The sequence below is a fragment of the Pseudomonas sp. GW531-T4 genome (genome assembly GCF_017349615.1).
In the GTDB taxonomy this organism is placed as follows: domain Bacteria; phylum Pseudomonadota; class Gammaproteobacteria; order Pseudomonadales; family Pseudomonadaceae; genus Aquipseudomonas; species Aquipseudomonas chlororaphis_I.
Genome location: NZ_JACMZT010000005.1, coordinates 85020 through 105675 on the forward strand (window position 1 = coordinate 85020; position 20656 = coordinate 105675).

26 protein-coding genes are annotated in these 20656 nt (G+C 59.4%); 8 read left to right on the top strand and 18 right to left on the bottom strand.

Features of this window, described 5'->3' with window-relative positions:
• Positions 1-16: 16 nt before the first annotated feature.
• From pheS to thrS, 5 genes are all read right to left on the bottom strand, one after another.
• A complete protein-coding gene (gene pheS / locus J4D28_RS05625; RefSeq protein ID WP_007920512.1) occupies positions 17-1033 on the bottom strand; it encodes a phenylalanine--tRNA ligase subunit alpha in 1017 nt (338 codons plus the stop codon).
• A gap of 109 nt (positions 1034-1142) precedes the next feature.
• Positions 1143-1499, bottom strand: a complete 357-nt coding sequence (gene rplT, locus J4D28_RS05630) for a 50S ribosomal protein L20 (RefSeq protein ID WP_007905879.1) — start codon at positions 1497-1499, stop codon at positions 1143-1145.
• 30 nt (positions 1500-1529) lie between these two features.
• Positions 1530-1724, bottom strand: a complete 195-nt coding sequence (gene rpmI, locus J4D28_RS05635; protein ID WP_002553160.1) for a 50S ribosomal protein L35 — start codon at positions 1722-1724, stop codon at positions 1530-1532.
• A gap of 60 nt (positions 1725-1784) precedes the next feature.
• Positions 1785-2336 carry a translation initiation factor IF-3 gene (gene infC / locus J4D28_RS05640; RefSeq protein WP_169914426.1) on the bottom strand — a complete coding sequence of 184 codons (552 nt, stop codon included), beginning with the start codon at positions 2334-2336 and terminating at the stop codon, positions 1785-1787.
• The gene (gene thrS, locus J4D28_RS05645) at positions 2336-4258 is read right to left on the bottom strand and encodes a threonine--tRNA ligase (protein WP_009048132.1); all 1923 of its coding nucleotides are present in this window, start codon (positions 4256-4258) and stop codon (positions 2336-2338) included. Before thrS ends, infC begins: the two co-directional genes overlap by 1 nt.
• Positions 4259-4642: 384 nt before the next feature.
• Between thrS and J4D28_RS05650 the strand changes: the two genes are divergently transcribed.
• Both J4D28_RS05650 and J4D28_RS05655 read left to right on the top strand, forming a co-directional pair.
• A complete protein-coding gene (locus tag J4D28_RS05650) occupies positions 4643-4942 on the top strand; it encodes a hypothetical protein (protein ID WP_009048131.1) in 300 nt (99 codons plus the stop codon).
• Positions 4943-5235: 293 nt separating this feature from the next.
• Positions 5236-5448: a cold-shock protein gene (locus J4D28_RS05655; RefSeq protein ID WP_003179963.1), complete on the top strand. Its 213-nt coding sequence runs from the start codon at positions 5236-5238 to the stop codon at positions 5446-5448.
• 73 nt (positions 5449-5521) lie between these two features.
• Here J4D28_RS05655 and J4D28_RS05660 read toward each other — a convergent pair whose 3' ends face one another.
• Entirely contained in the window at positions 5522-5833 is a 312-nt protein-coding gene (locus J4D28_RS05660; RefSeq protein WP_009048130.1) for an I78 family peptidase inhibitor, read from the bottom strand.
• A gap of 162 nt (positions 5834-5995) precedes the next feature.
• Positions 5996-6301, bottom strand: a complete 306-nt coding sequence (locus J4D28_RS05665) for a hypothetical protein (RefSeq protein ID WP_009048129.1) — start codon at positions 6299-6301, stop codon at positions 5996-5998.
• A gap of 163 nt (positions 6302-6464) precedes the next feature.
• Between J4D28_RS05665 and J4D28_RS05670 the strand changes: the two genes are divergently transcribed.
• Positions 6465-6677: a hypothetical protein gene (locus J4D28_RS05670; protein ID WP_009043057.1), complete on the top strand. Its 213-nt coding sequence runs from the start codon at positions 6465-6467 to the stop codon at positions 6675-6677.
• Between the two features lie 34 nt (positions 6678-6711).
• Here the strand turns inward: J4D28_RS05670 and J4D28_RS05675 are convergent, their stop codons facing one another.
• From J4D28_RS05675 to J4D28_RS05710, 8 genes are all read right to left on the bottom strand, one after another.
• Entirely contained in the window at positions 6712-7740 is a 1029-nt protein-coding gene (locus J4D28_RS05675; protein WP_009048128.1) for a nucleoside hydrolase, read from the bottom strand.
• Positions 7741-7780: 40 nt separating this feature from the next.
• Positions 7781-8185 (bottom strand): D-ribose pyranase, encoded by a 405-nt coding sequence (rbsD, locus tag J4D28_RS05680; RefSeq protein WP_009048127.1) that lies wholly within the window; start codon positions 8183-8185, stop codon positions 7781-7783.
• The gene (gene rbsK / locus J4D28_RS05685; protein ID WP_009048126.1) at positions 8182-9099 is read right to left on the bottom strand and encodes a ribokinase; all 918 of its coding nucleotides are present in this window, start codon (positions 9097-9099) and stop codon (positions 8182-8184) included. Before rbsK ends, rbsD begins: the two co-directional genes overlap by 4 nt.
• Before the next feature lie 22 nt (positions 9100-9121).
• Positions 9122-10141 carry a LacI family DNA-binding transcriptional regulator gene (locus J4D28_RS05690; protein ID WP_009048125.1) on the bottom strand — a complete coding sequence of 340 codons (1020 nt, stop codon included), beginning with the start codon at positions 10139-10141 and terminating at the stop codon, positions 9122-9124.
• Between the two features lie 3 nt (positions 10142-10144).
• Positions 10145-11122 carry an ABC transporter permease gene (locus tag J4D28_RS05695; RefSeq protein ID WP_009048124.1) on the bottom strand — a complete coding sequence of 326 codons (978 nt, stop codon included), beginning with the start codon at positions 11120-11122 and terminating at the stop codon, positions 10145-10147.
• Positions 11119-12672 carry a sugar ABC transporter ATP-binding protein gene (locus tag J4D28_RS05700; protein ID WP_103330838.1) on the bottom strand — a complete coding sequence of 518 codons (1554 nt, stop codon included), beginning with the start codon at positions 12670-12672 and terminating at the stop codon, positions 11119-11121. Before J4D28_RS05700 ends, J4D28_RS05695 begins: the two co-directional genes overlap by 4 nt.
• A 57-nt stretch (positions 12673-12729) precedes the next feature.
• Entirely contained in the window at positions 12730-13686 is a 957-nt protein-coding gene (locus J4D28_RS05705; protein ID WP_009043052.1) for a sugar ABC transporter substrate-binding protein, read from the bottom strand.
• A 249-nt stretch (positions 13687-13935) separates the two neighbouring features.
• Entirely contained in the window at positions 13936-14391 is a 456-nt protein-coding gene (locus J4D28_RS05710; RefSeq protein WP_009048122.1) for a hypothetical protein, read from the bottom strand.
• A 323-nt stretch (positions 14392-14714) separates the two neighbouring features.
• On the opposite strand from J4D28_RS05710, the gene J4D28_RS05715 reads away from it, so the two are divergent.
• From J4D28_RS05715 to J4D28_RS05725, 3 genes are all read left to right on the top strand, one after another.
• A complete protein-coding gene (locus tag J4D28_RS05715; protein WP_009048121.1) occupies positions 14715-15803 on the top strand; it encodes an asparaginase in 1089 nt (362 codons plus the stop codon).
• A gap of 234 nt (positions 15804-16037) precedes the next feature.
• Positions 16038-16280: a DUF1654 domain-containing protein gene (locus J4D28_RS05720; RefSeq protein ID WP_009048120.1), complete on the top strand. Its 243-nt coding sequence runs from the start codon at positions 16038-16040 to the stop codon at positions 16278-16280.
• 4 nt (positions 16281-16284) lie between these two features.
• Positions 16285-16974: an endonuclease gene (locus tag J4D28_RS05725; RefSeq protein WP_009048119.1), complete on the top strand. Its 690-nt coding sequence runs from the start codon at positions 16285-16287 to the stop codon at positions 16972-16974.
• Positions 16975-17096: 122 nt separating this feature from the next.
• Here J4D28_RS05725 and J4D28_RS05730 read toward each other — a convergent pair whose 3' ends face one another.
• Complete coding sequence (locus tag J4D28_RS05730) at positions 17097-17453, bottom strand: SPOR domain-containing protein (protein ID WP_009048118.1); 357 nt, start codon at positions 17451-17453, stop codon at positions 17097-17099.
• A gap of 267 nt (positions 17454-17720) precedes the next feature.
• On the opposite strand from J4D28_RS05730, the gene csrA reads away from it, so the two are divergent.
• Both csrA and J4D28_RS05740 read left to right on the top strand, forming a co-directional pair.
• Positions 17721-17915, top strand: a complete 195-nt coding sequence (csrA, locus tag J4D28_RS05735) for a carbon storage regulator CsrA (RefSeq protein ID WP_007920550.1) — start codon at positions 17721-17723, stop codon at positions 17913-17915.
• A gap of 344 nt (positions 17916-18259) precedes the next feature.
• Complete coding sequence (locus tag J4D28_RS05740; protein ID WP_009048117.1) at positions 18260-18508, top strand: hypothetical protein; 249 nt, start codon at positions 18260-18262, stop codon at positions 18506-18508.
• A gap of 75 nt (positions 18509-18583) precedes the next feature.
• On the opposite strand, the gene J4D28_RS05745 is transcribed toward J4D28_RS05740, so the two are convergent.
• Positions 18584-19045, bottom strand: a complete 462-nt coding sequence (locus tag J4D28_RS05745) for a DUF2214 family protein (protein WP_009048116.1) — start codon at positions 19043-19045, stop codon at positions 18584-18586.
• Positions 19046-19178: 133 nt separating this feature from the next.
• A complete protein-coding gene (locus J4D28_RS05750) occupies positions 19179-20642 on the bottom strand; it encodes a carbohydrate-binding protein (RefSeq protein WP_103330839.1) in 1464 nt (487 codons plus the stop codon).
• Between the last annotated feature and the right edge of the window lie 14 nt (positions 20643-20656).

Below are 20656 nucleotides of genomic sequence, written 5' to 3' on the forward strand. Positions count from 1 at the left end.
GTTACGGGCGTGCGACCTAGCGAAATTGCGCGAGGAATCGCAAGTCGTTGTCGAAGAACAGGCGCAAGTCATTCACGCCGTAACGCAGCATGGCCAGACGCTCGGCGCCCATACCGAAGGCAAAGCCCTGGAACTCTTCCGGATCGATCCCGGACATGCGCAGCACGTTCGGGTGAACCATGCCGCAGCCCATGACTTCCAACCAACCGGTCTGCTTGCAGACACGGCAACCTTTACCGCTGCACATCACACACTCCATGTCGACTTCGGCGGACGGCTCGGTGAACGGGAAGTACGAAGGACGGAAACGCACCGCCAGTTCTTTTTCGAAGAACACCCGCAGGAACTCTTCGATGGTCCCCTTGAGGTCGGCGAAATTGATGTCGCGGTCGATCAGCAGACCTTCGACCTGGTGGAACATCGGCGAGTGGGTGATATCGGAGTCGCTACGGTACACACGGCCTGGGCAGACGATGCGAATCGGCGGCTGCTGCGATTCCATGGTGCGGACCTGTACCGGCGAGGTATGGGTGCGCAACAGCATGTTCGCATTGAAGTAGAAGGTGTCATGCATCGAACGGGCCGGGTGGTGGCCAGGGATGTTGAGCGCCTCGAAGTTGTGATAGTCGTCTTCGACCTCAGGGCCTTCGGCGATGCCATAGCCGATATGGGTGAAGAACTGTTCAATACGTTCCAGAGTCCGGGTCACAGGATGCAGACCGCCGGAGACCTGACCGCGGCCAGGCAGGGTCACATCGATGGACTCGGCGGACAGTTTGGCAGCCAGTTCGGCTTCTTCAAACAAAGCCTTACGCGTATTGAGAGCCTCTGTAACACGCTCCTTGGCAACGTTGATCAGGGCGCCGACCTGCGGACGCTCCTCTGCCGGCAAATTCCCCAGGGTCTTCATCACCTGAGTCAATTCACCCTTCTTGCCAAGGTACTGAACCCGGATTTGCTCCAGGGCATTGATATCTTCAGCGCTTTGCACAGCCTCTAGTGCTTGAGAGACCAGCGCATCCAGGTTTTCCATGTACAGACTCCAGATACAAAATAGGGGAAGAGCTTGTAGGCTCTTCCCCTATTTATGACGTTTAACACCTGGGCCCACAGAGGTGAGCCCGGGTGACTGTCGGGGGTACTTAAGCCAGAGTGGCTTTAGCTTTCTCGACAATCGCAGCAAACGCCGCTTTTTCGTTCACTGCCAGATCAGCCAGAACCTTACGGTCGATCTCGATGGACGCTTTTTTCAGGCCAGCGATAAAACGGCTGTAGGACAGACCGTTGATACGAGCACCAGCGTTGATACGAGCGATCCACAGAGCGCGGAACTGACGTTTTTTCTGACGACGGTCACGGTAGGCGTATTGGCCTGCCTTGATTACCGCTTGCTTGGCAACACGGAATACACGGGAGCGCGCGCCGTAGTAGCCTTTAGCAAGTTTCAGAATTTTTTTGTGACGTTTACGGGCAATGACGCCACGCTTTACACGAGCCATGAGTTACTTCCTCTATTCTTGATCCAAAAATTAACGAAGGCGCAGCATGCGCTCGACTTTTGCCACGTCAGACGGATGCAGCAAGCTGCTACCGCGCAGTTGACGCTTACGCTTGGTCGACATTTTGGTCAGGATGTGGCTCTTGAAAGCGTGCTTGTGCTTGATACCGTTAGCAGTTTTCAGAAACCGCTTAGCAGCACCACTTTTGGTTTTCATCTTTGGCATGTTCGGATACTCCGCATTCAGTTGATAAACATAATCAGAAGGCCTGCCGTGCCCTGTTGATTACTTCTTCTTTTTCGGGGCGATGACCATGATCAGCTGGCGTCCTTCCATCTTAGGATGCTGTTCGACCGAACCGTACTCTTGCAGGTCAGCTTCAACCCGCTTGAGGAGTTCCATCCCCAGCTCCTGGTGGGCCATCTCACGGCCGCGGAATCGCAAGGATACCTTGGCCCTGTCCCCGTCACTCAGGAAACGTACCAGGTTGCGCAGTTTTACCTGGTAATCCCCTTCCTCCGTCCCTGGACGAAACTTGATTTCTTTTACCTGAATCTGCTTCTGGTTCTTCTTCGCCGCGGCAATCTGCTTCTTCTTCTCGAAGATCGACTTGCCGTAGTCCATCACACGGCAAACCGGTGGGACTGCGTCGGCGGAGATTTCCACCAGATCAAGCTTGGCTTCTTCAGCAATACGAAGCGCTTCATCAATCGAGACGATGCCAATCTGCTCGCCGTCAGCGCCAATTAACCGAACCTCGCGTGCCGAGATATTCTCGTTGATCGGGGCTTTCGGTGCAGCTCGTTTATCTTGTCTCATTTCACGCTTAATAATAATTACTCCGAATCTGGGCGACCACGCCGGGAAACCGCTTGTGCAAGGAACTCCGAGAATTGAGCGACGGGCATCGAGCCCAGGTCAGCACCTTCACGGGTACGCACAGCGACAGTCTGCGTCTCGACTTCCCGATCTCCAATAACCAAGAGATAGGGAACCTTGAGCAAAGTATGCTCGCGGATTTTAAAGCCGATCTTTTCATTTCTCAAGTCGGACTTGGCACGAAATCCGCTTTGGTTGAGGGTTTTTTCCACTTCGAGGGCAAAATCTGCCTGTTTATCAGTGATATTCATCACCACGGCCTGGGTCGGAGCCAGCCACGCAGGGAATGCGCCTTCGTAATGTTCAATCAGAATCCCGACGAAACGCTCGAAGGAACCGAGGATCGCCCGGTGCAACATCACCGGATGTCTACGGCTGTTATCTTCGGAAACGTATTCAGCGCCCAGACGGATCGGCAGGTTGAAATCGAGCTGCAAGGTACCACACTGCCAGACACGCCCCAGGCAGTCTTTCAGCGAGAATTCGATTTTCGGGCCGTAGAATGCACCTTCCCCTGGCTGCAGGTCGTATGGCAAGCCGGCGCTATCAAGCGCAGCGGCCAAGGCATTTTCAGCGCGATCCCACAGCTCGTCGGAGCCCACACGCTTTTCAGGGCGGGTGGAAAGCTTCATTTCGATGTCCTTGAAGCCGAAGTCGGCATAGACATCCATGGTCAGCTTGATGAATGCCGCGGATTCGGCCTGCATCTGCTCTTCGGTACAGAAGATGTGCGCGTCGTCCTGAGTGAAGGCACGCACACGCATGATGCCGTGCAACGCACCGGACGGCTCGTTACGGTGGCAGGCACCAAACTCAGCCAGACGCATCGGCAGCTCGCGGTAGCTCTTCAGGCCCTGGTTGAACACCTGCACGTGGCACGGGCAGTTCATCGGCTTGATGGCGTAGTCGCGGCTTTCCGACTCGGTAGTGAACATGTTTTCGGCGTAGTTGGCCCAGTGTCCGGATTTCTCCCACAGGCTGCGATCGACCACCTGCGGAGTCTTGATCTCCAGGTAGCCATTGTCGCGCTGAACCTTGCGCATGTACTGCTCGAGCACCTGGTACAGGGTCCAGCCGTTCGGATGCCAGAACACCATGCCCGGCGCTTCTTCCTGGGTATGGAACAGGCCCAGGCGCTTGCCGATCTTGCGATGGTCGCGCTTCTCGGCTTCCTCGATACGCTGGATGTAGGCCGCCAGTTGCTTCTTGTCCGCCCAGGCAGTGCCGTAGACACGCTGCAACTGCTCGTTCTTGGCATCGCCACGCCAGTAGGCGCCGGACAGCTTGGTCAGTTTGAAGGACTTGAGGAAGCGAGTATTCGGCACGTGCGGACCGCGGCACATGTCGACGTATTCTTCGTGGTAGTACAGGCCCATGGCCTGTTCGTTCGGCATGTCCTCGACCAGGCGCAGCTTGTAGTCTTCACCGCGAGCCTTGAACACTTCGATCACTTCGGCGCGCGGAGTGACTTTCTTGATGACGTCGTAATCTTTCTCGATCAGCTGCTGCATGCGCTGTTCGATGGCCGCCAAGTCGTCCGGGGTGAAGGGACGCTCGTAGGCGATGTCGTAATAGAAGCCTTCATCGATCACCGGACCGATAACCATCTTCGCGGTCGGATACAGCTGCTTGACCGCGTGGCCAACCAGGTGAGCGCAAGAGTGGCGAATGATCTCCAGCCCCTCTTCATCCTTTGGCGTGATGATTTGCAGGGTCGCGTCGCTGTCGATCAGATCGCAGGCGTCGACCAGTTTGCCATTGACCTTGCCGGCCACGGTGGCCTTGGCCAGACCTGCACCAATGGATGCGGCGACCTCGGCTACGGAAACCGGATGATCGAATGAACGTTGACTGCCGTCGGGAAGAGTAATAGTGGGCATGGCGCCTCCTCTCCTAGTGGTGACCCCTACCAAAGGTCACGTGGGTTGGGATGAGCCAGTACGCGGTTCGATCCAGGCCGTTCGTGACGAACGCCTGCCTCACAGTGGCAGGAGCCTTGCGGCCAACCGGTAAAACGAACCAGAGTGACTGGAGTTCAAATCAGAAAAATAGAGGCATAGACCGCGGTGGGATTGAAACTCGCCCAGAGCCTGAAAACACCCAAGCCGGGCATGCTAGCACAGATGAACGGTCATCGCGCCGTACTTCCCACCGGGACAGCGTAGCAGCGCTTTCTAAGCTACAAAGTGAACTTGATGTGTACCCAAGGTCTCAAATACACCGAGAATCGCCATTCTTGTACCAACCCCAGGAGAGCTCGACTCATGCGCCTCACCCAACTATTCGCCCTTGCCGCCCCTTTCGCCCTGCTGCTGCCACTGAGCGCGCAAGCCGCCTGGCCAGCCGGGGTACGCGCCGAATACATGAAGGATTGCACGGCTGCCGCCAGCCAGAGCGTTGATGTGAAAAGTGCGGAAAAGCACTGCGCCTGTGGTGCGGACAAGCTCAATGAGAAATTCACTACCGACGAAATCAAACAACTCATGAGCAAGCAGACTCAACCGGATCCGGCGCTGAGAACCAAGGCACTGGAGGCTATTGCCGCTTGCCGGGTGGTGAAATAAGTCTTTAAAGCGCGAGAGAGGGCCTTGAATCAGGTTCGATGCGATCTGAAAACCGACCTTTTTTCACAATTTACGCAGCTTTTACGGCTTTTTTTATCACCGAATATTTTCGCTGAAAGCCCCTTAAACCGGGGCCTTCAGCCGATCGGAGCAACAAAACGGACTCAAGCACCTGGGAATCGGCACGTCCAGGGGGCTCCCAAGTCGAACATTTCGACTATGATAGCCCGGTGTGCCCAGTTGGCCTGAGCAGCACAGTACTACTGAAAATATATGTTTCTTGGAGATACACCATGTCTAATCGCCAAACCGGCACCGTAAAATGGTTCAACGATGAAAAAGGCTTCGGCTTCATCACTCCTCAAGGTGGCGGTGACGACCTGTTCGTACACTTCAAAGCTATTGAAAGCGACGGTTTCAAAAGCCTGAAAGAAGGCCAGACCGTTTCCTTCGTGGCTGAGAAAGGCCAAAAGGGTATGCAAGCTGCACAAGTTCGTCCTGAGTAATTTCTCAGCGAGCTAAAAAAACCCCGTCCATGTGACGGGGTTTTTTATGCACGGTGCAAAAACGCCGACAGGATCAGCCGCAGTTGACCCGAGTGATCACCAGGTTGTTATCGGTGTTGAGGTTCAGCCGATCGGAACGGTATTCCAGGGTGATCATGTCATTCGGCTTGAGAATACGGGCGTTCTGCGCACCTGCGCGAGTGCGTGCCTGCTCCAGCAGCTCAGGCGAAGCTTTTTTGCCGATGGCGAATTCGGCCGCCTTAGCCTCACAGCGACTATGGCCGCTCTCGGTCGCTACCGGATCCTTATCCGGCGAAGAAGTGCTGCACCCTGTCAAAACGACTGCAGCCAACAAGGTACCGAATGACGCGAGCTTCCAAGGCATGAAGCCTCCTTTTCAAAAATAAGCAGAGATAGTGCGACAACCACTCTGACTATTGGTTTCACAAACGGACTGGCCAATGGCCTCTTGGCCAAGACAGCGGGCAAGTCTGCATCAGGTACGACCACGTTTTCATGCAGCAATCGTGACCGGATATGAACAGACTCAGTAAATATCGATGTAATCGAACGGTGGCTTCGGCCAGTTCTGTTTCAATGCGTTAAGAATCTGCGTCACCCAGACCTCATCGCTAGCCGCTACAAGGCCGACATAACCGGAGCCGGCGGCCCAGGTTTCCAGCCTGAACAGCAGGCCGTCGATTTCCGCGCCACCGACCACGCCCGACGAGATATAGGCAATGCCCGTCTTGGTCACTCGCAGCTGGGTATGCACATCGTCACTGGCCGACGCCAGCAACTGGCGCACCGCCTCGAAGGTCAAGGCATCAGGGTTGTTCAAATCGATCTGCACACGGGCACCCTTTGAAAACAGACAATGACCAAGTGTCGCACAGCCCTCCCCTCATGCCTAAGTCGGAGTGCGAAAAGCCCGCCAAGGTGTTTAACTCTACAAGACCGGAAGCCCTCGACAAGCGCCTGTCCGGCCCGCCCATTTCCGAGCTTGCGAGACATCCATGGCCACCGTGACGATCGACGCCGACATCAAAGCCAAATGGCCCGAAGGCCACTGCTCCTATAGCCCCGGCAGCCCCGAAGAGCTGGCGATCATCGGCATCGACTTATTGATCAGGGAGCTGGGCACTGAAGCGGCCCAGACGTTCATCGAGCAGATATTCGAGAAGTATCCCGGCGAGCACTCGGGCACGCCGGATACAGGGAAGGCGTAACACCCGACAGGCTGGCACCTGCCGGGAATATCACTTACTTCAGGCGAGCCAGGCGCTCGGTCAGCAGATCGAAGAAGCCCTGGGCATCGCCATTCTCCACCCAGAACACGTTCTTCTCCTGCTTCAGGCCGTCGTACCAATCGACGATGGTCTGACCGAAGGTTGGGCCCTCACGGCTGTCGATCACCAGGTTGGCCTGGCGCCCGCTGAACAGCTCGGGCTTGAGCAGGTAGGCAACGACGGTCGCGTCATGCACTGGGCCACCCGGAATGCCGTAGTGCTCCATGTCACCCTTGACGTATTCGTTGAGGATATCGCCCACCACCTTACTGGCATTGTTGTTCAAGGCCGCGATCTTCTGCAGGCGCGCATCGCTGGTCAGTACCTTGTGGGTGACGTCCAGCGGCAGGTAAGTCAGCTTCACACCGCTCTTGAGCACCACCTCGGCAGCCTGCGGATCGGCGAACAGGTTGAACTCGGCCACCGGGGTGATGTTGCCGCCATTGAAATGCGCCCCGCCCATGACCACCACTTCCTTGATGCCTTGAGTGATATCCGGTGCCTGGATCAGCGCCAGCGCCAGGTTGGTCTGCGGCCCCAGCATGGCAATGGTGATGCTGTGGGGCTTGGCGGCGCGCAGGGTGTCGATCAGGTAATTGATCGCACTGCCCTCGGCCAGGCCTTTTTTCGGCTCATGCACCGTGACCCCGGAAATGCCTTCCTTGCCATGAATGTTCTCGGCATAGATCGGCGTGCGCAGCAGCGGCTTCGGCGCACCAGCGTACACCGGCACCTCTTCGCGCCCCGCCCACTCACGGGCCAGGCGCGCATTACGCGAAGTCTTGTCCAGGCGCACGTTGCCGGCCACCGTGGTCAGCGCGCGGATCTGCAGCTCTTCCGGCGACGCCAGGGCGAACAGCAACGCAACCACATCATCGGCACCCGGATCGGTATCGATGATCAGATCGATTTTTTCTGCCGCATGGGCGCTGGTAGCAGTGAACAGGGACACGAGCAGAACACTCCGGATCAGGTGCTTCAGTAGCTGAGCATAGCGGTGCATGGCGCACTCCTTTGCGTGGTTGAACAGAGAGAGGCAACGCTCAGAACGTCACCCCGGCAATCAAAGCAATGTTGCAATAAGGCTGACACTCGCCCGTCCGGACGATGGCCCGCGCCTGGCGGCTGAGCACCTTGAACTCATCGTGGCCCAACAGCTTGCGCGCGCCCAGCGCCCCTTCGGTGCTCAGCGCCTCAAGCGCCTGCAAGACCGGGGACTGTCGATCCAGAATCTCCTGCGCCAGTACATGGCCCTCCACCTGCATCTCGCAAAGCACTACCTGCAAGGTGCTGAGGAAGTCCGGAATGCCCTGGGTCAGGGCCAGGTCGATCAATTCGACGCCCGGTGGCACAGGCAGGCCGGCATCGCCGATGACCACGATATCGCCGTGCCCCAGGGAGGCGATCAGTCGCGACAGGGCGACATTGAGCAAGGGTGTCTTTTTCATGCGGGAGAGAACGCCTGTACGTCGGACAACGTGGGAATGGAAGGTTGCGCACCTGGACGAGTCACCGACAGCGCCGCCGCGACCTGGCCGAAACGAATCGCCTCGGCCTCGCTCTTGCCGGCAGCCAGGGCTGCGGCAAAACCGCCGACGAAGGTGTCGCCGGCGGCCGTGGTATCGACCGCCTTGACCTTGGGTGCAGGGAAATGCTCGAAACTCGTGCCATTGGCGAACAGCGAACCCTGGGACCCGAGCGTGATGATGACCTTGCCGGCCCCGGCAGCGATCAGGCGGGCGGCCGCGGCTTCGGCGCTCGCCAGGGAATCCACTGGCAAGCCGCTGAGGGCCGCGGCCTCGCTTTCGTTGGGAATCAGATAGTCGATGGACGCGTACCAGTCCGCCGGCAACGGGCCACTGGCCGGTGCGGGGTTGAGGATCACTGTCTTGCCCATTTCACGGCCGCGCTTGAGGCTATGCCCCACCGTGGGCAGCGGCACTTCGAGCTGACAGATGATCACGTCGGCCGCCTGCAGAACCTTGTCGAAGCCGCTGACGACCTCTGGCGTGAGCTGACCGTTGCCACCGGCCACGATCACAATTGCGTTCTGGCTGCTGTCGTCCACCACGATCAAGGCGACGCCACTGGAGCCGGGGACAGCGGTGACGGCCTGGCAATCGATCTGTTCGGCGAGCAACGCCGAACGCAATTGCTCGCCGTAGGCATCATCACCGACGCAACCGATCATCGACACCTGGGCGCCCAGACGGGACGCCGCCACTGCCTGGTTCGCCCCCTTGCCACCGGAAACCGTGGCGAACGACTGGCCGATCAGGGTTTCACCGGCACGCGGCAGCCGCTCGGCCCGGGTGACCAGGTCCATGTTGAGGCTACCTACTACCACTACTTTTGCTGGCATACATCGATACTCACAATTCGATTCAACGGTACTCGGCGAATGCGCCGACCACGGGCGCCGTCGACTCGCGCAGGACAATGCTTGGCGTGACGATCCGCTGGTCGGTCGGCAATCCAGGCGCAGCGATACGACGCAGCAACAGCTCCGCCGCCTGCTCGCCCAGTTGCAGGATCGACTGGCCGACCGTGGTCAGCGCCGGATACACATAACGGCTCATCTGGATGTCGTCGAAGCCGATCACCGACAGCTCGCTCGGCACCCGGATATTGCGCTCCGCCGCCGCGCGCAGCACACCGATGCCCATCATGTCGTTGCCGGCGAAGATCGCGCTGGGCGGGTTGCGCTCCAGCAACTGGGCCGCCGCGTGATAACCGCCGGTGCTGGTGAAGTCGCTCTGCAGGATACGCTCCGCAGGCACCTCCACGCCGGCTTCGCGCAACGCCCGCTGGAACCCCGCCAGACGCAGCTGCGCCACGCTGGTGTAGTCCGGACCGCCGATGCAGGCGATATCACGATGGCCCAACTCGAGCAGATGACGGGTCGCCAGGTACGCGCCGTATTCGTGGTCGATCCGCACCAGGTCCGCATCCACCCCTTCCAGCCCCCGGTCGACGATCACCATCGGTGTGCGCACAGCCGCCAGGCCCTTGGCCAGCCCACCGTCGCCACCAGCCGAGGTCACAATCAGGCCGTCGATGCGTTTTTCCAACAGCACCCGCAGGTAGCTGCGCTGTTTTTCCGGGTCATCGTCGGAGTTGCAGAGAATCACGCAGTAGCCGTTGCGCTCGCAATAATCCTCGATCCCCCGGGCCAGTTCGGCGAAATACGGGTTGAGGCTGTTGGGCACCAACAGGCCGATGGTCGCCGTGGTCTTGGCCTTCAGCGAGCGCGCCACGGCGCTGGGCACGTAGTCGAGCTGCTGGATCGCCGCCTCGACCTTGATCCGCACCTCCTCGCTGACCGGGCGTGTCTTGTTCAACACGTGGGAAACCGTGGTGTAGGAGATCCCCGCGAGGGCCGCCACATCTTTGATCGTTGCCATGACTCAGCTCCGCCGGCTTGCGCGCTGGCTGCGATAAGTATCCAGCACCACCGCAATCACGATGACCGCGCCGGTGATGATACGTTTGGTCGGCTCGGTCGCGCCGATCTGCGCCAGCCCCGCGGCCAGCACCGAGATAATCAACACCCCGAAAAAGGTGCTGATCACCGATCCGCGTCCGCCCATCAGGCTGGTACCGCCGATCACCACGGCCGCGATCACTTGCAGCTCCAGACCGGAGCCGGCATTCGGGTCCGCCGCCTCCAGGCGGGAAATCTGGAACAGCGCGGCGATGCCCGCCAGCAGTCCCATCAGGCTGAACACCAGGATCTTGTAGGGCTTGGGATTGATGCCGGCCAGGCGCACCGCTTCCTCGTTGGTGCCGATGCCGATCAGGTAACGGCCGAACACCGTACGCGTCAACACCGCCTGGGCGATGAAGATGATCAGCAAGGCGATGATGAAGGATGGCGAGATGCCAAAGGCGATCGGGTTCGACAACCAGGCGAAGGCATCACCGATATAGGCCGTGCGCGAGCCGGTCATCTGGTAAGCCACGCCGCGGGCCATTTCCAGCACGCCGAGGGAGACGATGAACGAAGGAATACGCCAGGCCACGGTGATCGAGCCGGTGATAGTCCCGGCCAATGCCGCGCAGCCCATGCCCAGCAGTGCCGCCGGGATGACACTCCAGCCCCAGCCGAGAATCGCCACGCTGACGGTGGAGGCCGCCAGGGCCAGCACCGAGCCCACGGACAGGTCGATGCCGCCGATGATCAGGACAAAGGTCATGCCCACCGCCAGCACCATCAGGTCCGGGATCTGGTTGGCCAGGGTGCTGAAGGTGTCGTAGGAAAGAAAGTGGCTGCTCAGCGTCGAGAACAGCGCAATCATGGCCAGCAAGGCACCGGCCAACCCCAGGTAGGTGCCGAGGCCGTAGTAGTTGCCGCCACGTTTGCCGGCCAAAGATGCAGTTTTCATGGGAGGTCCCTAGGCGCCGCTTCGTTGAGCAACGCATCACGTTTTTGATAGCCGGCGAAAGCGGCGGCAAGCAGTTCATCCTGGGTCCAGCTGTCGCGCTCGAAGGTATCGATCAGGCGCCCGGCGGACAGCACGCCAATGCGATCGCAGATCAGCATCAGCTCCCGCAAGTCACTGGAAACCACCACCAGCGCCTTGCCCTGCCGAGTCAGTTCGCCGAGCAGGCCGTAGATGTCGAACTTGGCGCCGACATCGATGCCGCGGGTCGGCTCGTCGAACAGCAGCACCGCGCAATCGCGCTCCAGCCAGCGACCGATGACCACCTTCTGCTGATTGCCGCCGGACAGTTCGGACACCAGCTGCGCCGGCCCCGAACTGCGGATGCGCATGGCATCGATCTGCCGCTGCGCCAGTGCCGATTCGTCACGGCCATTGACCAGGCCGCCACGGGAGATTTCCGGCATGTTGCCCAGGGCGATATTGGCGCTGATGGATTGCGTCAGCAGCAGGCCTTCACCCTTGCGATCCTCGGTGATCAGGGCAATGCCGTGGGCCACCGCGTCGACCGGCGAACGGATATTCGCCACCTGCGCCGGAGAACCCAGGGCAACCGTGCCGCTGTCAGCCTTGTCGGCACCGAAGATCAGGCGCAACAGCTCGGTGCGCCCGGCCCCGATCAACCCGGAGATACCGAAGATCTCGCCGCTGCGCACCTCGAAAGACACGTCCAGCACCTTGTCGGAACGACTCAGGCCGCTGACCGTCAGGGCCGGCGCACCAATCTTGCGCGGACCGAGATCGATGTGCTCGCCCAGCTCGCGCCCCACCATCAGGTTGACCAGTTGCTCGCTGTTGTAATTGGCCATCGGCTCGACGCAAACCAGGCAACCGTCACGCAGCACCGCAATGCGCTGGGCGACCCGGGCCAGTTCTTCCAGGCGATGGGAGATGTAGATGATGGCTACGCCACGGGCCTGTAGACGGGTGATCTGCTCGAAGAGCAACTCGACTTCGCGGGCCGTGAGCATCGCGGTCGGCTCGTCGAGGATCAGCACATGGCAGTCGCCGATCAGGTTGCGCGCGATCTCCACCATCTGCTGGTGGCCGATCCCCAGTTCGCCGACCAGGGTATCGGGATCGATCGCTTCCAGGCCGACCTGGACCATGGCTTCGATCGCCGCCTTGCGCAACTGTTTGCGATTGATCCAACCGCCGCGGCTGGGCAGGTTATCGAGGAACAGGTTCTCGGCCACCGACAGGGTCGGCAACAGGTTGAGCTCCTGCATGACCATGCGGATACCCAGCTCCTCGGCCTGGGTGCGACTGCCGGGACGGTAAGCCTGACCGTTGAAACGCATCTCTCCGGTGGTCGGGGTCACCAGGCCACCGATGATTTTCGACAGGGTGCTTTTGCCTGCGCCGTTTTCCCCGGTCAGCGCCAGCACCTCCCCGCGCATCAGCGTCAGGTCGATGCCGGTCAATACCGGTTGCGCGTAGGTCTTGCCGATACCGCTGACCGAAAGGACAGCGTTCACAGCGGAAACTGACATAAGAAACTCTCCATGCGCCCGCCTGTTCAGGCGGACGCCGTTGCGCCGCCAGAACGATTACTGGGTGACCAGCTCAACCGGAGTTTCGATCACGCCATTGGCGCCGCCGTCCACCTTCTCGCCCTTGAGAATCTTCAGGGCTGTCTCGATACCGAAGACTGCCTGCTTGGCGGCGAATTGGTCGGCGGTCGCCAGCACGCGACCGTCCTTGAGCATCGGCTTGATGGCATTGATGTTGTCGTAGCCGACCACCTTGACCTTGCCGGCCTTGCCCGCCGCACGCACCGCCGAAACGGCACCGACGGCCATGCTGTCGTTACCGGCCAGCAGCGCCTTGAGGTTCGGGTATTCGCTGAGCATGGCGGCGGCGACACGGTTGCCGGCGTCGATTTCCCAGTCACCGGATTGCAGCGAGACCACCTTGATCTGCGCGGCCTCCATTGCATCCTTGAAGCCTGCGGTGCGCTGCTGGGCGTTGGTGGTGGTCGACACGCCTTCGATGATGCCGACTTCGTCACCGGCCTTCAGGTCCTTGGCCAGGTACTCGCCCACCAGGCGCGCGCCCTTGCGGTTGTCGGGGCCGACAAAAGGCACGCTGATGTTTTTGCTCTTGAGTACCGCCGGGTCCAGCTGGTTGTCGATGTTGATCACGGTGATACCGGCGTCCACCGCCTTCTTGATCACCGGCACCATGGCCTTGGAATCCGCCGGGGCGATCACCAGCGCGTTGACCTTGGAAACGATCATCTGCTCGACGATACGGATCTGGTTGGCGGTGTCGGTTTCATCCTTGATGCCGTTGGAGACCAGGTCGAAATCGGCGGCATGGTCTTTTTGATACGCCTTGGCGCCGTCTTCCATAGTGAGGAAGAATTCGTTGGCCAGGGATTTCATGACCAGGGCGACCTTGGGTTTTTCCGGGGTCTCGGCGAATGCCGAAGAGAGAGGAAGCGTAGCGGATGCGGCAGCCAGAACAGCGACAGCGAGAAGACGTCCAGCGAATGGCAGCTTCATGGGTTCACTCCGATCTTATGATTATTGTGAGCAACGCTTGCGCTGGAGTACGCTCGACGACCTTCAGGCCCCGATGAACGCGGCTTGAAGCGAACCTGAGGCGGGTGTGACTCTTATTCGCCCAGGGCCTGCGCAAACGTTTGCGTAGAACGAACTATGCGAACCCTGCCGGGATTTGTCAACGGGAAAGCCAGCGCCCATGAGTACCGCGGAACGCCAGGACAGGCGCCCCGCCAAAACAACACGCAATCATGCGGTGGTGCTGACCAGCCCGCCCGCGCCCGACGAAGAGTCCTTGCTCAACTCCTTGACCAGGTTCCCCACCACTTCCTGCAACGCACCGCTGGTATCGGCGAGCTGGCCTTGAATCGCCATCACCACAGTCGCCTTGGCTTCCGGGGTCGGGTAGCTCGCCGCCTGGGCGGCGGCCAACTGCTGCTGTTGCTCCTGCAATTGCGCCTGCAGTTCTTTCATGCGCTTGAGCAGCATTTTTACCACCAGACTCTGATTGTCCCCTTCGGACTCTTGAGTCTCGGCCTTCTCGGCTTCGGCACCGGACGCCACCCGCAGCTTGCCGTCTTCGTCCAGCCCCAGGGCTTGTGCAGCGTTATCGGCGGCGCCCTGGCTCAGAGCATCGATAGTGGCCGGCGATTTACCGTTGATGGTGATGGCCCCGGCAGCAGGGAAACCGACAGAAATAGACATGTGAGCTCCATAAAGAAACGATCCTTGAAGGGCATCGGCTGCAAGGACCAGCTCTTTAATTCAGGGTTTTCCTCATGCCAATCAGAACTGTCGGACAACCGAACGCGAATCTTCCGACTATTCGGAAAACCGGACAGCAAAACGTCCCGTGCATCCGGTAAATAAAAATAAATTGATATAAATCATTAAGTTAAAAGAGTTTTGCGACCACAGTCCGGCTGGTACAGATCCTGCTCTTCCTTTTCGCCCGCGGCATTCAGATCTGTCTCGGGTGTATCTAGATGAACCTGCACCAGCACCGTCTCACTACTAGAGAGAAAATAATGAAATCTGCTTTCAACACCCTTGTTCCGGGCGCCTTGGCCCTCCTCTTGCTCCTTCCGACTGCATTGCAGGCCAAGGAAGTCGAAACCCAACAGAAGCTGGCCAACGTGGTCGTGCTCGCTACCGGCGGCACCATTGCCGGCGCCGGCGCCAGTGCCGCCAACAGCGCCACCTATCAGGCCGCCAAAGTCGGCATCGAGCAGTTGATCGCCGGGATCCCCGAGCTGAGCCAGGTCGCCAATGTGCGCGGCGAACAGGTCATGCAGATCGCCTCTGAAAGCATCACCAACGAAAACCTGCTGCAACTGGGCCGTCGTGTCGCCGAGCTGGCCGACAGCAAGGACGTCGATGGCATCGTCATCACCCACGGCACCGACACCCTGGAAGAAACCGCTTACTTCCTGAACCTGGTGGAAAAGACCGACAAGCCCATCGTAGTGGTCGGCTCCATGCGTCCGGGCACCGCCATGTCCGCCGACGGCATGCTCAACCTGTACAACGCCGTCGCCGTGGCCGGTAGCAAGGAAGCCCATGGCAAGGGCGTGCTGGTCACCATGAACGACGAGATCCAGTCGGGTCGCGACGTCAGTAAAATGATCAATATCAAGACCGAAGCCTTCAAGAGCCCATGGGGCCCGCTGGGCATGGTGGTGGAAGGCAAGTCCTACTGGTTCCGCCTGCCGGCCAAGCGTCACACCTCGGGTTCGGAATTCGATATCAAGACCATCAAGAGCCTGCCTGACGTAGAAATCGCCTATGGCTATGGCAACGTCAGCGACACCGCCTACAAGGCCCTGGCCCAGTCCGGCGCCAAAGCCATCATCCACGCCGGTACCGGCAATGGCTCGGTGTCTTCCCGCGTAGTGCCTGCCCTGCAAGAGCTGCGCAAGAATGGCGTGCAAATCATTCGTTCGTCCCACGTCAATGCCGGCGGCTTCGTACTGCGCAACGCGGAACAGCCTGACGACAAATACGACTGGGTCGTGGCCAACGACCTGAACCCGCAGAAAGCCCGCATCCTGGCCATGGTCGCCCTGACCAAGACCCAGGACAGCAAGGAACTGCAGCGGATGTTCTGGGAATACTGATTGACCCGCCCGACCTGCTCAGGTCGGGCACTGCCCTACCCCGCACTCGCCCGCCCCGAGTGAGTGCTCCGCCCCAGCTGGCCGGCTCTCTTCCTTTCCCGCCGATAAAAAACTCAATCGTTTTGCAGTAATCCGCGGATATCGCTGTCAGAAGAACTTCTTGAATTTTAAGCGGTTGCGAAATTTCCTACAGTAAAATACTGTACGCGCATACAGCTTAATAAGGAATGTTCCGTGCCCGCCGCAGCAACTACCCCACCAAGCTCTTATGAACGCCTCGGTTTGCGCGTTCAGAAAATCATCAATTCGCCCAACGCGCAAAAAGCCAAAGCCGCCCTGATCTTCCGTCAGCCCGACGAGGTGGTCGACGAGTGGGAGCGCCTGCTCGAAGAAATCGCCGAAAACGACAACGTCACCCTCGCCTATCGCGATGACGGCGGTGTGCAGATTTTCTGGGTCGTGCCGAAGGAAGACTGAGTCGATGAGTGTCCGCTGTTTTGCTGTACTGCTGTTTTGTGTTGCCCTGAATGCCCACGCCGATGCACCCCGCACCTTCAACGAAGCGAAGAAAATCGCCTGGAAGCTGTACGCCCCGCAATCCACCGAGTTCTACTGCGGCTGCAAGTACAGCGGCAATCGGGTCAACCTCGCCGCCTGCGGTTACGTACCACGCAAGAATGCCAACCGCGCCGCGCGCATCGAGTGGGAACACATAGTTCCTGCCTGGCAGATCGGCCATCAACGCCAATGCTGGCAGCAAGGCGGGCGCAAGAACTGCACCCGCCACGACCCGATCTATCAACGCGCCGAAGCCGACCTGCACAACCTGGTGCCGAGCATCGGCGAGGTCAACGGCGACCGTAACAACTTCAGCTTCGGGTGGCTGCCGGCGCAGTCCGGCCAGTACGGCTCATGCCTGACCCAGGTCGACTTCAAGGCCAAGAAGGTCATGCCGCGCCCGTCCATTCGCGGCATGATCGCCCGGACCTACTTTTATATGAGCAAGCAGTACAACCTGCGCCTGTCGAAACAGGATCGCCAGTTGTACGAAGCCTGGAACAAGACCTATCCGGTACAACCCTGGGAGCGCCAGCGCAATCAGAGCGTGGCCTGTGTGATGGGGCGCGGCAACGAGTTCGTAGGCCCGGTCAACCTGAAGGCCTGCGGCTGATTCCGTCCGGATTACCGATAAACACCTGGGGCATGGACAGCCCCTTCAAGATGACTGAGCGCCGACCAGGCCGGTCGCTCAACGTCGCTGCGACGACCTGGCCTGGCACTCAGAAGAACGGCTTACTGCGCGACGCGGTGCTCGATCACTTGCGGTTCGATATTGCGCTTCTTGGCCTTGGTCAGCTTTTCGACCAGCTCGGTTTTCTTGGCTTCGGCTTCGGCCTGGGAATCGAACGGGCCGATCAGCACCCGATCCTTGCCCTCTTCGACGACGACATAGGAAACGATCCCGTGCTCGATCAGCCAGCCAGCCAGATCGCTCGTCGCCTGAGGCAGGGTGCCGGCGACCAGCACATCCCATTGCGGTTTCGTGGCGGCCTGCGGCGGCTGTGCCTGGACGACCGGCGCCACCTTCTTGTCGACCTCGACCTTCTTGCCCTCACCGCATCCCGCCAATGCCAGGACCGCCATCATCATCGCTACTGTGCGCACAACCTACCCCTTGAAAGTCTGAGGCGGCGATTTTAGCACCCCAATCCCCTGCGCAAACGCCACAAAATCAGCGCAAAACAAGGAGAATGATATTTATCGCCTCTGTATAGTTGCAGCTCGGGAATTAATACCGCGTCTGCGCGTCAGAAAGAGGCACCCACACAGTGGTACTTCGCAGTAATCTATACGCACTACTACCGACATCTGCACTGTCTGAATCAGGTGCCCTACAAAGCAATCAAGGAGAAGATCATGCTGATACTCACCCGCAAAGTCGGTGAAAGCATAAATATCGGTGACGACATCACGATCACCATTCTGGGCGTGAGCGGCCAGCAAGTCCGGATTGGCATCAATGCCCCGAAAGACGTCGCAGTCCATCGCGAAGAAATCTACCAACGGATCCAAGCCGGCCTCACCGCCCCGGACAAACGCGAAACACCTTGAGCGTCATGAGCGGCCAGCCCTTTGTCTCATCACAATGGCTGGCGCAGCGTCGTCGTTGATTGATTCCCCCGCAGCACACTCCCCTCTTCAAATGGCAGCGGCGCAGTTCAGGCCGCCAGCGCCAGCCCTGGCAAAGTGCGTTACCCAAGCCCTCCACCGATAGCGCTCCATCCCGGCAATCTGTCGATACGACTCGGCCGGGAGAAAGCCCTCCCTCGTTTTTGTATAAATACTCAGTAGCGTGGCAACGAGCAGGAGGAGTAATTTCAAGACCTACCGCCTCCGCGAGCCTGCCGAGGCTCCCCCTTGCCACCGGCAGACGCTTTACGAACAAGGAGCGGTCAATGCAAGAGTTCGCTTACCTTCTGATCACCAACGACCTGAATGCAATGCGCACCATTGCCGCCTGCTCGACGGAGGGGCTCTACGAAGTCAAACGCGGAATATTCACCTTCCGCTCCCAGGCCAACGTCGACTACCTGCACCGTGCGCTGGCCATCGTCAGCGACGAGTTCGGCATCATTCCTGTGCAGCAGGCCGAGTTCAAAACCAACCGGGCCACCATCAGCAAGGCTTTCAGCCAACTCTGCTAGCGCGCGCGGCGCTCGGTGATGCACAACAACCCACATCGAGCCAAAGCACACTCGACTCGCTGCTCCTTCCTCACCTCATGGCTGGCTGAACATGACCCCACGCGCCATGCCGCTGGCCGCCACCACCAGCAGCACGATCAACAGCGCCTGCAGATGGCTGATGCGCGCAAACAGCGTGGCGCGGCCGGTATCGATCGAGGTGCCGCGCCCCAGGGCGATTCGCCATTTGATCAACGTCACCATCGGCAATATTTCGAGCAACAGGATGATGATGAACAAGGTCATCTTGATGTGAAACAGCGGCTGGTGCAGGTAGTAATCCGTACCTTTTTCGTAGCCGGCAAAAGCCCGCAGTAAACCGGTGATCAACAACACCGCGGCAGCCAGCCCCCAGCCGTTATCGGCCAGCAGAGCCCGGCGCACGTCCGCCCCCTCGGTGACCACGCGACGCAACGCCGTACCACGATTGAGCACCGCCGCAAAGGCGACAGCAAAGGCCAACAGGTGTACAGCCGCGAGAAACCAGTGCATGAGCATCGCTCCACTCTCCATTGACGGATGACAAAAAACAGCCTGTGAGTATTAGTTCATAACCCGCAGCTTTGCCCTGCTCTACGTACAACAAAAAGGCGCCCGTCATGGGGCGCCTTTGTACCGCTTCCTCCGCCGTTCACGCACGCCGCTGAATCGCCACCTTGGCCCAAAGGGTAAAGGCGACATCCGGGGTCCAGCCGGCATTCGAGGTGTGCTCCTGGAAGCACAGATACAGATTGCCCTGGTAGGTCACACCGTCATCTTTGCGATAGTGATGATTCAGTTGCCATTCCGGATATTGCGGGTCAGGTACCCCGCCGGCAGTCTTGATACTCAGGTTAGTGCTCGGCAGCGACTGATTACCCTGGGTATCCGTGGCGCTGACAAAGTAGCTGTACAGCGTATCGGTTTTCAGACCTTCGTCCTTCAGGGTCAGCGAGGCCGTCTGGGCCACCGGCTTGCCATCGCGGAACAGGGTGTAGAACTCGATCGGACGAACACCGTGGGCAGCACTCCAGCTCAAGGTCACGCTGTTCTCCGTCTGTGCAGGAGAAACCAGGTTGCCCGGCGCCGAAGGTCGCTCCTCGCCGCTGCCGCCATGGATCAGCGGCGCATAACGATCACGGAACTCCCAGTTGTAACGGACGCCGTACCTGTTGATGCCGTTATCCCAGTTGACCGACCAGGTCATCAGCCCCTTGATCGACAAGCCGGCACGATCCAGACGCTTGAAGGCGTTGCTCACCGACGCGGGGTCAATGACATACCCGCTCGCCGCTGCGTCGACGTTGGCCGGCAGACCGATCACGAACTTGTCGGCAGGGATGGCGATATAGCCACGCGTACCGGTGACCAGGCTCTCGGTCAGATAAAACAGAAAGTCTTCCTTCAGCGCGTCGTCATTCTGGGCTATCCAGACCCCCTTCCCGCCGTTGGCTTCCTGGACCCACAGACCGTCGCCGCCCTGGTTGTAGTACTGCGGCGCGATGAAATCGTAGTAGCCATCCAGCGCCTGGATGTAACCGACATACTTGCCGCCGGTGACGAGGTAGGGAAACTCTGGCGCCATGCTGATGATGAAATGCTTGCCCTCACCTGCGTAGTGATCCTTCACCAGCTTGAGCGCCGCCGGCAGCACAGTCTTGTTGTCGGCAAAATCGATGGCGCTCTGTTCCAGGTCGATGTCCATCCCGTCGAAACCATAGACTTCCACCAGACGGATGATTTCGTTGGCCAGCGCTTGCTCATTGCCCTTGTGCAACTCGATATGAGCATCCGCACCGCCAAGGGAAATCAACACCGCCCGCCCCTGGCTGTTGAGCACGCCAACCTGGCGCCGGAACTCCTCATCCGACAGGTTGTAGGGCTTGAAGGTGGGAATGCCGTTGCCTTTCATGAACGCCACGGCCACCACGTTGTATTCCTTGGGTACATCCACCAGGTCGAGATTGGCGAACTGCCCCTGCTGGTAACCGTCACTGGGGCCTGCCGGCCAGTTGTGCCAGAAACCCATGAGAATCTTCTTGCCAGCGATCGACGGCATCAACGATGCCGAATCATTCAGCTGAGTCTTTACCGATGCAAAGTTGATCTTGTTCACGTTCTAATCCTTCA

Excerpts from the sequence above, each read along its gene's own strand:
- pheS (WP_007920512.1), bottom strand. The coding sequence starts at position 1,033 with ATGGAAAACCTGGATGCGCTGGTCTCTCAAGCACTAGAGGCTGTGCAA.
- rplT (WP_007905879.1), bottom strand. The coding sequence starts at position 1,499 with ATGGCTCGTGTAAAGCGTGGCGTCATTGCCCGTAAACGTCACAAAAAA.
- rpmI (WP_002553160.1), bottom strand. The coding sequence starts at position 1,724 with ATGCCAAAGATGAAAACCAAAAGTGGTGCTGCTAAGCGGTTTCTGAAA.
- thrS (WP_009048132.1), bottom strand. The coding sequence starts at position 4,258 with ATGCCCACTATTACTCTTCCCGACGGCAGTCAACGTTCATTCGATCAT.
- J4D28_RS05650 (WP_009048131.1), top strand. The coding sequence starts at position 4,643 with ATGCGCCTCACCCAACTATTCGCCCTTGCCGCCCCTTTCGCCCTGCTG.
- J4D28_RS05655 (WP_003179963.1), top strand. The coding sequence starts at position 5,236 with ATGTCTAATCGCCAAACCGGCACCGTAAAATGGTTCAACGATGAAAAA.
- J4D28_RS05660 (WP_009048130.1), bottom strand. The coding sequence starts at position 5,833 with ATGCCTTGGAAGCTCGCGTCATTCGGTACCTTGTTGGCTGCAGTCGTT.
- J4D28_RS05670 (WP_009043057.1), top strand. The coding sequence starts at position 6,465 with ATGGCCACCGTGACGATCGACGCCGACATCAAAGCCAAATGGCCCGAA.
- J4D28_RS05675 (WP_009048128.1), bottom strand. The coding sequence starts at position 7,740 with ATGCACCGCTATGCTCAGCTACTGAAGCACCTGATCCGGAGTGTTCTG.
- rbsD (WP_009048127.1), bottom strand. The coding sequence starts at position 8,185 with ATGAAAAAGACACCCTTGCTCAATGTCGCCCTGTCGCGACTGATCGCC.
- rbsK (WP_009048126.1), bottom strand. The coding sequence starts at position 9,099 with ATGCCAGCAAAAGTAGTGGTAGTAGGTAGCCTCAACATGGACCTGGTC.
- J4D28_RS05690 (WP_009048125.1), bottom strand. The coding sequence starts at position 10,141 with ATGGCAACGATCAAAGATGTGGCGGCCCTCGCGGGGATCTCCTACACC.
- J4D28_RS05695 (WP_009048124.1), bottom strand. The coding sequence starts at position 11,122 with ATGAAAACTGCATCTTTGGCCGGCAAACGTGGCGGCAACTACTACGGC.
- J4D28_RS05700 (WP_103330838.1), bottom strand. The coding sequence starts at position 12,672 with ATGTCAGTTTCCGCTGTGAACGCTGTCCTTTCGGTCAGCGGTATCGGC.
- J4D28_RS05705 (WP_009043052.1), bottom strand. The coding sequence starts at position 13,686 with ATGAAGCTGCCATTCGCTGGACGTCTTCTCGCTGTCGCTGTTCTGGCT.
- J4D28_RS05710 (WP_009048122.1), bottom strand. The coding sequence starts at position 14,391 with ATGTCTATTTCTGTCGGTTTCCCTGCTGCCGGGGCCATCACCATCAAC.
- J4D28_RS05715 (WP_009048121.1), top strand. The coding sequence starts at position 14,715 with ATGAAATCTGCTTTCAACACCCTTGTTCCGGGCGCCTTGGCCCTCCTC.
- J4D28_RS05725 (WP_009048119.1), top strand. The coding sequence starts at position 16,285 with ATGAGTGTCCGCTGTTTTGCTGTACTGCTGTTTTGTGTTGCCCTGAAT.
- J4D28_RS05730 (WP_009048118.1), bottom strand. The coding sequence starts at position 17,453 with ATGATGATGGCGGTCCTGGCATTGGCGGGATGCGGTGAGGGCAAGAAG.
- csrA (WP_007920550.1), top strand. The coding sequence starts at position 17,721 with ATGCTGATACTCACCCGCAAAGTCGGTGAAAGCATAAATATCGGTGAC.
- J4D28_RS05740 (WP_009048117.1), top strand. The coding sequence starts at position 18,260 with ATGCAAGAGTTCGCTTACCTTCTGATCACCAACGACCTGAATGCAATG.
- J4D28_RS05745 (WP_009048116.1), bottom strand. The coding sequence starts at position 19,045 with ATGCTCATGCACTGGTTTCTCGCGGCTGTACACCTGTTGGCCTTTGCT.